Raw genomic sequence first — 14,636 nt, forward strand, 5'->3', positions numbered from 1 at the left:
AGCCTGAGTGATAAAACAAAGCCCCGGCTCGGATGAGTCGGGGCTTTGTTGTTTTTGGCTATTGCGGACGTTTAGATGCCGATATTGCCCAAGGTTTGCACAATATTACGCAGCGTACCGGCCAGCGCTGGGTGTTCCAGTTCAAAGCGCTCTATGGCTAGATTGACGCCATCTGCCAGGCTTTTGTCCTTGGTGCTTTTATCAAGATCAATCTGAGCCTGAATTTGTGTCGAGAGATCGTTTAATTGCTGACGCTCATCTTGAGTGAGCGGCGGATTCTGTTCCAGTTGCTCGCGCAAGGTGTCGAGTTGTTGTTGCAGTTCGCGGGCAGGCATAGCATTCATCCTTTATTGATAGGCTCTGGTGTAGACCTTCGATGTTGGCAAAAGGTCGATAACGGGTGTCTAGATTAATCCACCCGGGCTGCGCGTGCATGATCTCAATCAAAAATCCCTGGGCGCATAGACGAGCTTTATGGGCAATGACGCTGACGTATTGAACGTCGGGCGCGTGCATATGTCTGTGTAGGGTGTTTCTTTGGGGCTGTGATAAATGCAATTGCCGTTATACTCCACCACTGACCCAGGGCGTAGCGCCCAAGTAACTAAGTATTTTCAAGGAGCTGTGCTATGCGCTGGACTGATCGTCTCGCTCAAGTTTTAGTCTGTGCCGGTGTGGCGATGGCGCCATTCGCGGCCAATGCCGCGACCGAAGATGACCCATGGGAAGGGGTCAACCGTGTTGTTTTCATCTTCAACGAAAAACTGGACACCTATGCCCTGAAGCCACTTGCACAGGGTTATCAGTTCATAACCCCGCAATTCCTGGAAGATGGCATCCACAACATGTACCGAAATATCGGTGACGTGCGCAACCTGGCCAACAACGTCTTGCAAGCCAAGCCGCAAGCGGCTGGCGTAGACACCGCTCGTCTGTTGATGAACACCATTATTGGTGTGGGTGGTTTCTTTGACGTGGGCACAAAAATGGGCCTGCAACGCAACGATGAAGACTTCGGTCAAACCCTGGGCCGTTGGGGTGTCGCCAGCGGCCCCTATGTGGTTCTGCCGCTATTGGGCCCAAGCACTGTGCGTGACGCGATTGGCATCTACCCGGATACCTTTGTCGAACCGTACCGCTACATGCATGACATCCCGGCGCGCAACACCACCGCTGCCATGGAAGTCATTGATACCCGTGCCAGCTTGCTGTCGGCTGAAAAGTTGATTACCGGCGACCGTTACGTGTTTATTCGTAATGCCTATCTGCAGAGCCGTGAGTTCCGTGTTAAAGACGGTCAGGTTGAAGACGACTTTTAATTCGCCTGAAGCTTGGTAAAAAACGGCCCCCGCGGCCGTTTTTTTATGCGCTTGGGATGAGTATTAATCGCGTTTAAGCCTGTTTATACCTCGGTTTTTGTTGGGGTTGTCGGGGTTCTTATAACTCCCTGGAATTTAACCCGGCGAACACTCAAGTCCACCATCGCCCTAAGCTTGAAACCCCACGCGGATGGGAGTACCGTCTGCGCCTTACACGGGCACCTTTAGCGGATCGAGCACGACAATCGATTTGAAACAGGGATGTTCACAAGCCATTTCAGTCGTTGAGTCCGATGCGTTCGTGATTCGACGCCAACCTCATTCTGGCGCCGTTTGCCCACATGCAAAAAACCAGTGCCACGCTGCTGATCATCGATGACGACGAAGTAGTGCGCGCCAGTTTGGCGGCCTATCTTGAAGACAGTGGCTTCAGTGTCCTGCAAGCCAGTAATGGCATACAGGGTCTACAGGTGTTCGAGCAGCAATCGCCCGATCTGGTGATCTGTGATCTGCGTATGCCGCAAATGAGTGGCCTGGAGCTTATCCGTCAGATTGCCGAGCGCTCACCGCAAATGCCGGTGATCGTCATATCGGGCGCGGGGGTCATGAGTGATGTGGTTGAGGCGTTGCGCCTGGGGGCTGCTGACTACCTGATCAAGCCGCTTGAAGACCTTGCCGTGCTGGAGCACTCCGTTCATCGAGCGCTGGATCGTGCTCAGTTGTTGCTTGAGAACCAGCGCTACCGTGACAAGCTCGAGTCGGCTAACCGCGAACTCGCAGCCAGTCTCAATTTATTGCAAGAAGACCAGAATGCTGGCCGGCAGGTTCAAATGAACATGCTGCCTATCAGCCCGTGGTCTATTGATGACTTCGACTTTGCTCATCAGATTATTCCGTCCCTGTACTTGTCTGGCGATTTTGTCGACTACTTCAGGGTTGATGAGCGTCGTGTAGCCTTTTATCTGGCTGACGTTTCAGGGCACGGTGCCTCTTCAGCATTTGTGACCGTACTGCTTAAATTCATGACCACCCGCTTACTGTTTGAGTCCAAGCGAAACGGAACCTTGCCAGAGTTCAAGCCGTCTGAAGTACTGGGGCACATCAACCGCGGCTTGATCAACTGCAAGCTGGGCAAGCATGTGACTATGGTAGGGGGTGTCATCAATGAAGAGACCGGTGAGCTGACCTATAGTATTGGCGGTCATCTGCCATTGCCGGTGCTGTACACCCCTGACAGCGTGAGTTACCTGGAAGGGCGAGGGCTGCCTGTTGGCTTGTTCAACGAAGCCACGTATGAAGATCATGTTTTGAAATTGCCGGACGTTTTCAGCCTTACGCTGATGTCGGACGGCATATTGGATCTCTTGGATGAGCCTACGCTCAAAGAGAAAGAAGCTGCGTTGCCTCAATTGGTAAAAGCAGCAGGCGGCAGCCTGGATGGTCTGCGTCAGGTTTTCGGATTAGCTACACTCGGGGAGATGCCGGATGATATCGCCTTGTTGGTGTTGAGCAGGAATCTTAAATGAGTACCGGTAGAATTCAGTTCGCCGAACAGGACGGTACCTTCGTCCTGAAGTTTGTGGGTGAAGTGCGTCTGACGTTGTGTTCGGCCCTGGATGCGACAATCGAGAGGATCTTCACCGCGTTGAACTTCAACGCCATCGTGATAGACCTCACCGAAACACTCAGCATCGACAGCACCACATTGGGTTTGCTGGCGAAGCTGTCTATTTTGTCGCGCCAAAAAATAGGTTTGTTGCCAACAGTGGTCACCACCCACGAAGACATCACCCGACTGCTGGAGTCGATGGGCTTCGATCAGGTGTTCAACATTATCGGCAAGCCGATACCGTGCCCTGACTGCCTCACAGACCTGCCGTCTCAGGATCAGACTGAGGAGGTGGTGCGGGTCAAAGTACTGGAGGCCCACAAAATCTTGATGGGCCTTAACGACTCGAACCATGAAGCGTTCCATGACTTGGTGAACGCTCTGGAGCGGCATTGAGTCAGGTGTGACAGAAATCAAAAAAAGGGGCCGTTCCTGCGCAGGAACGGCCCCTTTTTTGATGGCTGAACGTCAGCGGCCTTCCAGCAGCTCAGCGGCTTGATCCAATAACGCCAAAGGATCTGCTGCTTTATGAATATCCACCGACAGCAACTGCCTGAAGCGCCGTGCGCCAGGGAAACCCTGACCCAATCCAAGAATATGCCGCGTGATGTGATGCATCGAACCACCCGCTGCAATATGCGCGGCGATGTAAGGTCGTAACAGAGACAACGCTTGTGCCCGGCTAATCACAGGGGCAGTACTGCCGAATAGCTGCTGATCGACCTCGGCCAAAATATACGGATTGTGATAAGCCTCCCGGCCGAGCATCACACCATCGAACACCTGCAAGTGTTCCTGGCATTGTTCAAGGGTTTTGATGCCGCCATTGAGGATGATCTCGAGTTCAGGAAAATCCTTTTTAACCTGTGCTGCCACGTCATAGCGCAGGGGCGGAATGTCACGGTTTTCCTTGGGTGAAAGCCCTTCCAGAATGGCAATACGCGCGTGCACAGTGAAACTGGTGCATCCGGCGTCACGCACCGTACCGACGAAATCACAAAGCTCGGCATAACTGTCGCGGCCGTTGATACCGATGCGATGCTTGACTGTGACGGGTATCGACACCGCGTCGCGCATGGCTTTCACACAATCCGCCACGAGCGCCGGGTGTGCCATCAAACAAGCGCCGATCATATTGTTTTGCACCCGATCACTGGGGCAGCCGACATTCAAATTCACCTCGTCATACCCGGCCTCCTGCGCCATGCGCGCGCACACGGCCAAATCTGCAGGCGTGCTGCCGCCCAATTGCAGGGCTAGAGGGTGCTCGGTCTCGTCATGGCGCAAAAAGCGTTCGGCATCGCCGTTGATCAACGCGCCAGTGGTAACCATTTCGGTATACAGCAATGCGTTTTTGGACAGCAGGCGCAGGAAGAAACGGCAATGACGGTCTGTCCAATCCATCATAGGGGCCACGCTAAAGCGTCTGGACACCGCAGAGCCTGTGTTTACGTGGGTTATAGCTGATTTCTGTACCATTTTGCTCTACGTGTTTTAGGCGTGTTTTAGGGGGTATAAGGACGTTTCTGACGGCCCACGGTACAATTTTCCATCTCATTTTTGAATTGTACCAGTTGACCATAGCCACGATCAGAGCGCGCAAACGCATCGCTGGCAGCATCAGTTACACGGCACAAATACCCTTGATTCGTGAAGGGGCGCAAGTCTACCAAGAGAGTCAGACTTTCGCCCGTAAACAGGCCGCCCAAGCTTGGGTGCGCAAGCGTGAAGCTGAACTGGACCAACCCGGAGCCATTGAGCGTGCACACCGCGTAGGTGCCACAGTCAAGGAAATGATCGAGCGCTATATGCTTGAAATGGAGAAGGCTCGCGCACTAGGTAAAACCAAATTGGCCACGCTCAAGGTGCTGGCGTGAAGTTCGACGCGGTGAAGTGGAGCGGGGTGCTGCTGGTTAGCTTTGCCCTGATGGCTGGCAGCGCTTGGGCCGCACGGGCATGGCAGGTCAACGGCTAAGGTCGCCAGTTGTCCGCTAAAGACGCCTCACACCAACCCGTGCTCACCGATATGGTCAATGCCAACGCCGCGTAACTAGTTGGCCGAGCAGGGCAAGTGCTTTGCCCTTACCAGTCTTGTTGGGTCTGCGAGATAATCAGATCGTTTACGGTGACGTTAGCCGGCTGATTCGGGGCGTAAACCACTGCCCTGCCTATCTCGTCGGGGGAAATGGCAATTTCGTTAAGTTTTAAGGCGGCCTTGCGGCCCTTAGGATCCTCAACCTTTTCAGCCCTGCGAGAAGCCCTAAAGCCGTGTCTACATTCGATTGACCCTATCAGTTCGACCTGCGTGAGGATATGAGATAGATCCAATGGCGCAGCGAACCTTTCGCTGGCGCCCGAAATGGACTAGCCAGGCAGCTCCAATGGGTGAAAGGTGCCCTGGTGGTTTTGGCAAGCTCCGCTCTTCGTGATTATAGGGTGCTGCGGGGAAAGGAACTCAGTAGATGCCTGATTCTGATCTACCCTGTACAGGCGGTTCAGTATTCAATCATTAAATTTTGGTACGGAGTCAAAATGAGAGCAAATCACCTGGCGGTTTTGACCGGAGTCTCTTTATTTTTAATAGCATCTGCAGCGTCTGCAGAACAATATTTGCCGGATGTCATCAGCAAAGACCCGTACAAAAACGCCTATGCACAGATGCTGAGCTTTCCAGATTGGGTGAGTAAAGCTCAGGGGACTGCAACGCCCGTTGAGAAGGTTTCGGCAGGTGGAAAAAGCTTTCTTGTGGGCCATATGTGCAAGCCACATGACTGTGCTAACAATCAGTTAAGCGTTGTTTTCAGTGCGAATGGCAAGAAGTCGTGGGGACTTCTTGCGACACGTTCTGCGGATGAGGAAGCCTTCACAAAGCAGGTGCTAGGAAATCCAGACAGTATTGTCGAAGGATTGTTGAATAAATCTTTTTCGGACAACAATCCATGAGTCTAACCGGAAAAAGACTGCCAGTTAGCTGGCTCAAACTCTGATTATGAAAGTCCTGAGGGCCTAGCTCTGGCAAGGTGATTGTAGTGGTCAACTAATCCCGGACACGACGTTAAGTTTTTCCTCGGCCCGCGCTGGCGCCTTTCCAACGTTGAATTGGTGAGGCCGAATCCAGTTGTAGCGATGCATCAAAAAATGGCTGATATCGCGCTGTGCTTCCTGCGCAGTTCGATAGCCCACGGTCGGCATCCATTCTGTTTTCAAGTTGCGAAATACGCGCTCCATCGGTGCATTATCCTGTGCTTTGCTCTGCGGGGTGACGCCTTTATGTTCTTTCTGAATCTGGTCAACCCAGCGACGCAATGCCGACTCACCAATGCCGAGTGAACGGCTGGCTTAGATGTAGCTGTAGTTTTGTTTGAGCACGAGGACGGCAGCCTCGCGCTTGAATTCAGGAGTAAAGGAGCGGCGTTGTTTGGTCATCTGACATCTCGATCTGGCGAGCATTCTCGCCTAAATGGGTGTCCTGTTTCATCAGACCACTACATCACCGGCCTTGGCAAAATCATCGGTACCGGTGGTAATACCCCAAACCATAAACATTGATTCTTTTTTTTAACTTTTACTTGCTCGCTAATATGTCTTTGTCAACTGCGAAAAGTGACAGTTGACAGAGGTTTTTATTAGGTCGAAGGTTTGTGTGTAGAACAAATATAATCTACTTGGTTGGTTATTTCAGAAACTCGAAAGGAGGTGTTCTGTGGGAGTATTAACATCTGTCCAGCTTGAGACGATAGAGGTTGTGTTTAAAACATCATTGGAAACGGGTCATCCCGTGACCTTCGGTAATGTTGAAGAGAAGCTTAAATTTGTTAACCCGATCCTCGCTCCGTTTACTCTGGCCGAGATTATAGATGTTATTGGCGGTGGTGGTGGGGAGTCCGGGCCTGACGATGAAATATCTTATCAGCGTTTCCTTAATGCTTATAATTCACTGCCTAAAGTTTGATGTTTAAAACTAAGCTGATTTGTGTTTTCTACTTAACCCGCCTTGTGCGGGTTTTTTAATGCCTGGAGAAACCTATGAGTCAGACATCAGAGCGCGCAAACGAATCGCTGGCAGCATCAGTTGCACGCCACAAATACCCCTGATTCGTGAAGGGGCGCAGGTCTACCAAGAGAGCCAGACTTTCGCCCGTAAACTGGCCGCCCGGCATGGGACTGTCAGGTCGATCGTCATGCAATGAGAGATGCCCGCAAGGTTTTGCGCAAGCTGGACCACAACATGCACAGACGTGAGCGTGACTGTCGCCCGGAGCTTGATGAGCAGGACATACCGCTCACGCACTTTCAAGGTATGTGTGCTTATCGTCGCAGCTCAATCAATAGGCTCAAGATGATCTCATTCGCGTTGTTCTCAACTCGACGTCAGGAAGAGATCACCCGCAGAGTGTGCAGATGCAAGCGTGCTAAGAACAAAGTCCTGAACCTGTATTGCAGACCAAGCAGTTACCAGTTTTATTGTCGTTCCGTGCGCTGGGGAAGAATACGCAGTACCTGAACCTCGTCATGCACTTGCCTGTACGGCGCATTAGAAGGGGATTTGCCCAGAATCAGTTCCCGAACATCGGGCGTCTGTGATGGGCGTCCGAGGCCGGTGAAAGTTTCCAATTGCTCCAGCGCTTCAATGATCTGGAACAGTACGGCATCGGCTGCAACAGAGCCTAAGCGTGATTCGTAGTACTCGTAAATCGAGTCGAGATCACTGCTCGCTTTGTCCGTCAACGCGATGTTTGGCACGATTCACCCATTTGGTTTTGATGGTTTTAAGGTCGGTCAGGTTGCCTGCGTTAGCGTCGGCTATGCCTTCGGCAATGGCCTTGATGTGCCAGGACTCAGCCTCGACGTAGCGAGCTAGGGCGCGTTTGAGGTGGTATTGGCGATCGCGATCCGTAGCTTCGGACAGCTGATCAAGCTGTTCCACCAGCGTCTGTTCGACACGGAATGACAGCACTGGAGAAGCCATGGTGTTGCCCTCGTGAGGTGTATACAAAGTTTCCGATGGTTTTCACTGTATACGTTCATTTTGAGTGGAACAGTCCTTTGCCGACTGACCTGACGAGCGTCTATTTGCAGTCGTGATCAGGAAGTACTCACCGAAATCACTGCCTTGAGCATCGACAAGAACAGGTTGGCCGGAGACCTTTTTGTTGACGATTTCTTTAGTGCCCGGTGAGCCATGGGTATACGTAGAGGTGATGAATGTTTTAGCCCCTTTTTGGTCGCCAACCATTACCGGGGCACTTATCCAATGTATGAGAAAACGGCGTAATCGGAGCCGTTGAATGAGAATCCAGCGACTTCTTTCATTCCCATTTTTAGGTGAGCACGAAGCGACGCTTCATTGTCTGTACGGATGAAAAGAACGCCCTCACGGCCCGGTTCCAGACGTCTGAGGTCTGCAAACAGTTTCTGTGCCAGGCCTTTGCCACGCTCTTGTTCGCCAACACAGATTGGGCCATAGACATAGGCATCAGGTGCTCCGTGATAGGCAGCGAACATCGCCTGTACGATGGGGAGATCGGCATTCATGGCCCGACTGGTCGTCATCAGAAATGCGGTCACACGCTCGCCACGTCGCGAAACAATCAGAGGCATTTCCTTCATCATATCCATCACGCGAGATCGAGGCAGGCTTGCAGAAAGTGAGCCTCCCCGTGCTGCCTGATTCTCGGCCTGAAGCTCTAGAATGCCGTCCAGGTCGGATTCGGTGGCTCTGGTGACAATGGTTTCATGATTCGTCATTCGACATATCTCTGTGAGCTATTAGGGGACTGCTTTACTGCGTGCTTTTCAGGATAGTAATAATTGCCGTGGTGATCTGCACGTTACGATCTGCCGCCCCAAGGGGGCAGTCACTGTTTGAACTGGAGAGGGGCATACCCAGAGGGCGCCAGTTTTTTACTGCATCGCGGCTGGAGCTGGGTGCTCATGTTGAATCAACGCTCTTCTCAGAACCTCATGGCTCGCAGGGGATGAGCAAACGCTCGATAAGGTGGCGCAACGTGTCGCGCTCGGCAATGCTCAGCTCTTGTGTGAGCACTCGCTCGACGTTGTCTACTCGGGGCTTGAGCTCAGCCAGCAACGCTCGCCCCGTTGTTGTCAGGAACAGGGTGTTGCGGCGTTTGTCATGGGGGTCGCTGATCCGTTCGACCAGACCGTTACGTACCATGCGCGCAGCCAGTTCGGCGATGGTGGAACGGTCAAGGTCAAGCTCATCGCCCAATTCGCGCTGACTGACGCCAGGACGTTGCTCAAGCACCAGCAGGACTGCGTATTGCACGCTGGTGACGTCAGTGGAGACTTCGCGCATCCAGATTGCAACGTGACGCTGTTGGGCGCGACGTATCAAGCTACCGGTGTGCGCGAGAATCCTGGGTGAGTTGTCAGTCGGCACGATGGGGCCTTAATTAGTGAGTGATCAAAACGGGTTCAAAGAATGCCTCCAGTTCGGTGTATCCGTCCAGTGCAAGGACATGCGCCACATACTGATCCGGCCGCACCAGTACCAGTGCGCCGCGTTGACGATCAATGCCGCGCAATTCAAAGATGTTGGCCTGTGGGTCAACGCTGAACGCTTTCTCGTAGTCAATCAGGTCAAGACTTCCTTTACGTGGCAACAAGAGGGAGGGCAGTTGCTCGACGTTAAGGTCTCGGTGCCCTTGCTGATAAACGGCGCGTACATCAAGCACGCTGTCGAGATCTGCGCCCGGGGCGGTGAATCTGCGAACAGGCGAGTCAGGATGGTGCTGCAGATAGTTGCACAGCGCGTGTAATGCCTCACCTGAGGCATCGGCAAAGGCGAAAAGCCTCCATCGGCCGTCGGCGGTTACCGTGTGACCTAATTGCATGGGACGAGCGTCGGCCACACGAATCACCGGTGCCGAGTGAAAACGGGTGCCGATGAGCAGACCGCTGGCGAGTGCTTGCCAAGTGCCGAGCCCGGTCAAAGGGCCTGGCCGATAACGGGTAGCGACCCCCGCCGTGTATTTGCCTGCTTGCACAAAATAGGCTTGCAACGCTGCCGGATCTACACCCCCGGCGGTGGGGTCAAGCGGGTCTTTTGGGCGCGCACCGATCATGGCTGACCATTCCTTGTCGAAGCCGATCAATTCTTGAGCCACTGGCTGACGCTCTTGTGAATAACTGGCCAGCAGTGAGCAGGGGCTCCGGCCTTCAAGCACAGCCGCGATTTTCCAGCCCAGGTTGAAGGCGTCCTGCATTGAGACGTTCATGCCTTGTCCGGCCTTGGCGCTGTGGGTGTGACAGGCGTCGCCCGCGATGAATATACGCGGTTCGCGGTGTGTGCCTGCCGCGTCAACGGCGTCATCGAATCGCTCCGTCAGGCGCTGACCCACCTCGTAGACGGAACACCAGACGACTTTTTTCACGTCCAATGTGTAGGGCTGCAAGATGCGTTGTGCCGTTTCGATCAGTTGTTCGGCGCTGGTTTCACGGATCGCTGCGCGGTTTTCTTCGGTGACTACACCCAGATCGACGTACATGCGAACCAGATGCCCACCTTCGCGTGGAATGAATAGCAGGTTGCCGGCATCAGCTGATTGAATGGCCACCTTGAGCCGAATATCGGGGAAGTCCGACACGGCCAGTATGTCCATAACGCCCCAGGCATGGTTGGCGGCGTCACCGCGCAATTGCTGACCAATAGCCGTACGTACCTTGCTGCGCGCTCCGTCGCAGCCGACCAGATAGCGAGTGCGAATCTTCACCGTCTGCCCGGTGTCGGTGCGTTTCAGCGTCGCCAGAACGGGGTGTGTTGAATGTTCATCGCGGATGACGTCGACCAATTCCAGGTTGTAATCGGGTTCCAGCCGTTGCGGCAACTTGAGCATGCTATCGAGCAGGTAGTCCTGGATGCGGGCCTGATTGACGATGACGTGGGGAAACTCCGAAAGGCCGTCCTCGGTATCCAGCACCCGACCGGTGCGTTCGATGCGCTGTCGGTCGTCCGCCTTGGGCCGCCAGAATGCGGTTTCATTGACCCAGCAGGCTTCGCGCAGCAGTTTTTCGGCGAGGCCAAACGCATGGAACATTTCAACGGTTCGGCAGGCGATTCCGTCAGCCTGTCCCAATTGCAATCGACCCTCACGGCGCTCGACTACACGGGTTGCTATGCTTGGGAATCTGGCCAGTTGTGCCGCCAGCAGTAAACCCGCCGGGCCACTGCCGACGATGAGTACATCCACGGTCTCTGGCAGCAGGAGAGGCGGGAGTGCAGCATGAAGTTCCGGGTCGCCCGACTGGAACCCGTTGAGGTGGAATTGCATGGCGTTATTCCTTGTTGTTATTAGTGGAGTAAGACGCTGCCATACAATATGCTCAGTATACGAACTATTACAACCCCCCCGACGTTCGTTGAACCAAACGCACATTTGGGGTCTACAACCGGTAGAAAATTTCCTTTTGAGAGTATTGATATGTTCAATTCACGTTCTTTGATGACTGCATTGACTTGCCTGGCGCTTGCCTGCGGTTCAGTGACTGCTCTGGCTGATCCTGGAAACGGCAATGGACCGGGTAATGGTTTCGACAAAGGGAACCCGCAAGGTCAGCAGGGGCAAAAACCTCAAGACATGCATCAGGGCAAGCCAGGCGGTAATCAGCAGCAAGGCATGCCTCAAGGCAAGCCAGGCGGCAATCAGTCGCAAGGCAAGCATCCAGAAGGGAAGGCACATAACAAGGGGCCAAGCGTTAACCGCCAGCATGCGTTGGGCATCGTGGGTCAACATCGCGATTACTGGAGTCCTGGCCCTGCATTGCCGCCGGGTGTTCAAAAGAACCTTGCACGGGGCAAGCCACTGCCACCGGGTATCGGCAAAAAACTTGACGGTCGTCTGGCCAAACAATTGCCTCACTATGAAGGCTATGAGTGGCGTCAGGCAGGGACTGACTTGATTCTGGTGTCTTTGGCCAGCGGCATCATCTATGAAGTGCTTAATGGCGCATTCCATTAAGCGCTGTAGGTCATAGACGATACCTCTGCGAGGATTTACCGGTTAACAGGCGCGTGCGGATGGCGACTCGGGAAATGTTTCTCATAGGCCCGACAGACCCTGAGCACTGCGTCATCGGCAAATCGTGCGCCGACCACTTGCAAGCCGACCGGCAAGCCGTTCTGGGCCAGACCACAGGGCACTGACGCGGCAGGTTGTTGAGTCAGGTTGAAGGGGTAGCTGAAGGGCGTCCAGTGCATCCATTCGCCGTAGTGCGAATCGGGTGGCACGTTATGCCCGGCCGCAAACGCGGTGATGGGCAGCATCGGTGTCACCAGAATATCGTAGCGTTGATGGAATTCGCTCATCTGCGCCACGAGCGCGGCGCGGGCCTCAAGGGCCCTGCTGTAATCGCTGAGGCTGATGCCTTGGCCCAGTGCGGCAATGCGTTGCAAGCCCGGATCGAGCAGGTCGCGTTGGGCACTGTCCAGTTGCCCGGCCAGACGCGCTGCGCCGGCAAACCATAACGTATTGAACGTCTCCAGCGGATCACTGAAGCCCGGGTCAACGTGCTCGACTTCTGCGCCCAGTTCACTCAGCCGCGCCACCGCACGGGCGATGACGGCAGCCACCTGCGGATCGACTTTGATGTGCCCCAAGTCGGCACTGTAAGCAATGCGCAGTCCCTTGAGACTGTGCTCTGCGGGTAACCACGGTGTGGCTCGCGGTGCGCCGATCAGGCCATCCCGGGCATCCGGTCGGGCGACGGTTTGCAGCATCAACACGGCATCCTCGACAGTGCGGGTCATCGGCCCCAGATGCGAGAGGATGGTCATTGAGCTGGAAGGCCATTGCGGCACATAGCCAAAGGTCGGTTTGATCCCGAAAGTGCCTGTGAAGGCACAGGGAATGCGGATCGAGCCTCCAGCATCGCTGCCCTGATGCAAAACCCCCAGATTGAGGGAAGCAGCGGCCGCCGCACCGCCAGATGAGCCGCCTGCCGTCATGCGGGTGTCCCACGGGTTGCGGGTGATGCCATACAGCGGGTTGTCCGTGACGCCTTTCCAGCCAAATTCCGGGGTGGTGGTTTTGCCTAGCAACACGGCTCCGGCTTGGCGCATAAAAGCGGTGAACGGTGCATCTACGTCCCACGGGCCTTGTGCCGAGGTGGTTCGTGAGCCTTTACGCGTGGGCATGCCCTGGGTCAGCGTCAGGTCTTTGATGGAGGCTGGAACACCATCCAGAGCGCCGCAGGGTTCGCCTTTAAGCCAGCGTTGTTCCGAGGCGCGGGCAGCGCGCAGTGCACCGTCGGCATCAATATGGCAGTAAGCGTTGACCAGCGGATTGAAGCGTTCGATACGTTCCAGCGCATCTTCAGTCACGTCCACCGGGGACAGGCTTTTATCGCGGTAGCGGCCCAGCAATTCAACGGCGCTCATTTGGCCTATGTCAGTCGGCTGGCTCATTTTTCTTGCCCCCCCTGCGCCGCATTGACCATGGCCCGCAGCAGCACGGCGCAGCCATCGGCCAGATCCTGCGGTGCGGCATTTTCAATTTCGTTATGGCTGATACCGCCTTCGCACGGCACGAAAATCATACCGGCGGGGCCCAGTTCAGCGACGAAGATAGCGTCGTGCCCGGCACCGCTGACAATCTCCATATGGCTAAGCCCCAACTGCTGCGCGCCTTTGCGCACGGCATCGACACACGCAGGGTCGAAGTCCAGTGGCGGGAAGTCGGCGGTGGGCGTCAACGTGTAGCTCAAACCGTGGGCGGTGCTGGCGTCTTCAATGGCGTTGCGCACTTCATCGACCATGGCTTGCAGCTGATCTTCATGCAGGTGACGCAGGTCGATGGTCATGTGCACCTGACCGGGGATGACATTGCGCGAGCCGGGGTGCAGGGTCAGGCAGCCGACGGTGCCGCAGGCGTGTGGCTGATGGTGCAGGGCAATGCGGTTGACCGCGCTGACGACGTGCGCGGCCCCGACCAGTGCATCCTTGCGCAGGTGCATCGGGGTCGGCCCGGCGTGGGCCTCGACGCCAGTCAAGGTCAGGTCAAACCATTTTTGCCCCAGGCAACCCATCACCACGCCAATGGTGATGGCCTGGTCTTCCAGCACCGGGCCTTGCTCGATATGGGCTTCAAAATACGCGCCCACGGGATGCCCCAGCACCGCACGGCTGCCGGCGTAGCCAATGCGCTGTAACTCGGCGCCGACCGAGACGCCTTGTTCATCCTGTTTGTCGAGGGTGTCTTGGAGGTCAAATTTGCCGGCGAACACCCCGGAACCCATCATGCACGGCGGGAAACGCGAACCTTCTTCGTTAGTCCACACCACGACCTCGATGGGCGCCTCGGTGACGAGATTCAAATCATTGAGAGTACGGATCACTTCCAGCCCGGCCATGACCCCGTAACAACCGTCGAACTTTCCGCCCGTGGGCTGGGTGTCGATATGACTGCCCGTCATGACCGGCGCCAGGTCGGGTTGACGCCCGGCGCGGCGCGCGAAGATATTGCCGATGGCGTCAACACTGACGGTGCAACCGGCGTCTTCACACCAGCGCACAAACAAATCCCGGGCCTGGCGGTCAAGGTCAGTGAGGGCCAGACGGCAAACCCCGCCCTTGGCCGTGGCGCCGAGTTGCGCGAGATCCATCAATGACTGCCACAAACGCTCACGGTTAATCAGCGGCGCGTTGCTGTTAAACACATTGGACAGGGCGATAGGACTGTTCATGACGAGTG

At 55.2% G+C, this 14,636-nt stretch carries 16 protein-coding genes and 3 pseudogenes; 7 read left to right on the plus strand and 12 right to left on the minus strand.

The window, feature by feature from the left end:
- Positions 1-71: 71 nt before the first annotated feature.
- A complete protein-coding gene (locus EQV93_RS17805) occupies positions 72-335 on the minus strand; it encodes a DUF4404 family protein (RefSeq protein ID WP_122784307.1) in 264 nt (87 codons plus the stop codon).
- 294 nt (positions 336-629) lie between these two features.
- Here EQV93_RS17805 and EQV93_RS17810 point away from each other — a divergent pair, with 294 nt between their 5' ends.
- The 3 genes from EQV93_RS17810 to rssC all read left to right on the plus strand — a co-directional run bounded on the left by EQV93_RS17810 (position 630) and on the right by rssC (position 3,324).
- The gene (locus tag EQV93_RS17810; protein ID WP_122784308.1) at positions 630-1,319 is read left to right on the plus strand and encodes an MlaA family lipoprotein; all 690 of its coding nucleotides are present in this window, start codon (positions 630-632) and stop codon (positions 1,317-1,319) included.
- Positions 1,320-1,660: 341 nt separating this feature from the next.
- Positions 1,661-2,845, plus strand: coding sequence for a two-component system response regulator RssB (gene rssB / locus EQV93_RS17815; protein WP_122784309.1), 1,185 nt, complete (start codon positions 1,661-1,663; stop codon positions 2,843-2,845).
- On the plus strand, positions 2,842-3,324 hold the full coding sequence (gene rssC / locus EQV93_RS17820; RefSeq protein ID WP_122784310.1) for an anti-sigma factor antagonist RssC: 483 nt from the start codon (positions 2,842-2,844) through the stop codon (positions 3,322-3,324). Before rssB ends, rssC begins: the two co-directional genes overlap by 4 nt.
- A 72-nt stretch (positions 3,325-3,396) precedes the next feature.
- Here the strand turns inward: rssC and dusA are convergent, their stop codons facing one another.
- Positions 3,397-4,407 (minus strand): tRNA dihydrouridine(20/20a) synthase DusA, encoded by a 1,011-nt coding sequence (dusA, locus tag EQV93_RS17825; protein WP_240892085.1) that lies wholly within the window; start codon positions 4,405-4,407, stop codon positions 3,397-3,399.
- 101 nt (positions 4,408-4,508) lie between these two features.
- Between dusA and EQV93_RS17830 the strand changes: the two are divergent.
- A pseudogene (locus EQV93_RS17830) lies at positions 4,509-4,799 on the plus strand (site-specific integrase); the annotation flags it as partial.
- Between the two features lie 211 nt (positions 4,800-5,010).
- On the opposite strand, the pseudogene EQV93_RS22475 reads toward EQV93_RS17830, so the two are convergent.
- Positions 5,011-5,175, minus strand: a pseudogene (locus EQV93_RS22475) (SDR family oxidoreductase); the annotation flags it as partial.
- A gap of 285 nt (positions 5,176-5,460) precedes the next feature.
- Here EQV93_RS22475 and EQV93_RS17835 point away from each other — a divergent pair.
- Positions 5,461-5,871 carry an Ivy family c-type lysozyme inhibitor gene (locus EQV93_RS17835; protein ID WP_146387788.1) on the plus strand — a complete coding sequence of 137 codons (411 nt, stop codon included), beginning with the start codon at positions 5,461-5,463 and terminating at the stop codon, positions 5,869-5,871.
- Between the two features lie 90 nt (positions 5,872-5,961).
- Here the strand turns inward: EQV93_RS17835 and EQV93_RS17840 are convergent.
- Positions 5,962-6,168: pseudogene (locus EQV93_RS17840) on the minus strand (integrase core domain-containing protein); the annotation flags it as partial.
- A gap of 463 nt (positions 6,169-6,631) precedes the next feature.
- On the opposite strand from EQV93_RS17840, the gene EQV93_RS17845 reads away from it, so the two are divergent.
- Positions 6,632-6,880: a hypothetical protein gene (locus EQV93_RS17845; RefSeq protein ID WP_240892086.1), complete on the plus strand. Its 249-nt coding sequence runs from the start codon at positions 6,632-6,634 to the stop codon at positions 6,878-6,880.
- Between the two features lie 509 nt (positions 6,881-7,389).
- On the opposite strand, the gene EQV93_RS17850 is transcribed toward EQV93_RS17845, so the two are convergent.
- The 6 genes from EQV93_RS17850 to EQV93_RS17875 all read right to left on the minus strand — a co-directional run bounded on the left by EQV93_RS17850 (position 7,390) and on the right by EQV93_RS17875 (position 11,219).
- Positions 7,390-7,671: a type II toxin-antitoxin system RelE/ParE family toxin gene (locus EQV93_RS17850; protein ID WP_122784319.1), complete on the minus strand. Its 282-nt coding sequence runs from the start codon at positions 7,669-7,671 to the stop codon at positions 7,390-7,392.
- Positions 7,634-7,897 carry a CopG family ribbon-helix-helix protein gene (locus EQV93_RS17855; RefSeq protein ID WP_240892087.1) on the minus strand — a complete coding sequence of 88 codons (264 nt, stop codon included), beginning with the start codon at positions 7,895-7,897 and terminating at the stop codon, positions 7,634-7,636. The genes EQV93_RS17850 and EQV93_RS17855 overlap by 38 nt, the downstream gene beginning before the upstream one ends.
- A 42-nt stretch (positions 7,898-7,939) precedes the next feature.
- Positions 7,940-8,164 (minus strand): hypothetical protein, encoded by a 225-nt coding sequence (locus EQV93_RS17860; RefSeq protein ID WP_240892088.1) that lies wholly within the window; start codon positions 8,162-8,164, stop codon positions 7,940-7,942.
- 11 nt (positions 8,165-8,175) lie between these two features.
- Positions 8,176-8,676, minus strand: a complete 501-nt coding sequence (locus tag EQV93_RS17865; RefSeq protein WP_240892089.1) for a GNAT family N-acetyltransferase — start codon at positions 8,674-8,676, stop codon at positions 8,176-8,178.
- A 214-nt stretch (positions 8,677-8,890) separates the two neighbouring features.
- The gene (locus tag EQV93_RS17870) at positions 8,891-9,328 is read right to left on the minus strand and encodes a MarR family winged helix-turn-helix transcriptional regulator (RefSeq protein ID WP_240892090.1); all 438 of its coding nucleotides are present in this window, start codon (positions 9,326-9,328) and stop codon (positions 8,891-8,893) included.
- 13 nt (positions 9,329-9,341) lie between these two features.
- Complete coding sequence (locus EQV93_RS17875) at positions 9,342-11,219, minus strand: FAD-dependent monooxygenase (RefSeq protein ID WP_240892091.1); 1,878 nt, start codon at positions 11,217-11,219, stop codon at positions 9,342-9,344.
- Between the two features lie 150 nt (positions 11,220-11,369).
- Between EQV93_RS17875 and EQV93_RS17880 the strand changes: the two genes are divergently transcribed.
- Positions 11,370-11,906, plus strand: a complete 537-nt coding sequence (locus EQV93_RS17880; protein ID WP_240892092.1) for an anti-virulence regulator CigR family protein — start codon at positions 11,370-11,372, stop codon at positions 11,904-11,906.
- A gap of 35 nt (positions 11,907-11,941) precedes the next feature.
- Here the strand turns inward: EQV93_RS17880 and EQV93_RS17885 are convergent, their stop codons facing one another.
- Positions 11,942-13,351 carry an amidase gene (locus tag EQV93_RS17885; RefSeq protein ID WP_240892093.1) on the minus strand — a complete coding sequence of 470 codons (1,410 nt, stop codon included), beginning with the start codon at positions 13,349-13,351 and terminating at the stop codon, positions 11,942-11,944.
- Positions 13,348-14,628 (minus strand): Zn-dependent hydrolase, encoded by a 1,281-nt coding sequence (locus EQV93_RS17890; RefSeq protein ID WP_240892094.1) that lies wholly within the window; start codon positions 14,626-14,628, stop codon positions 13,348-13,350. Before EQV93_RS17890 ends, EQV93_RS17885 begins: the two co-directional genes overlap by 4 nt.
- Positions 14,629-14,636: the final 8 nt, after the last annotated feature.

The sequence above is a fragment of the Pseudomonas sp. TMW22091 genome, assembly GCF_022496705.1.
Classification (GTDB): Bacteria; Pseudomonadota; Gammaproteobacteria; order Pseudomonadales; family Pseudomonadaceae; genus Aquipseudomonas; species Aquipseudomonas saxonica.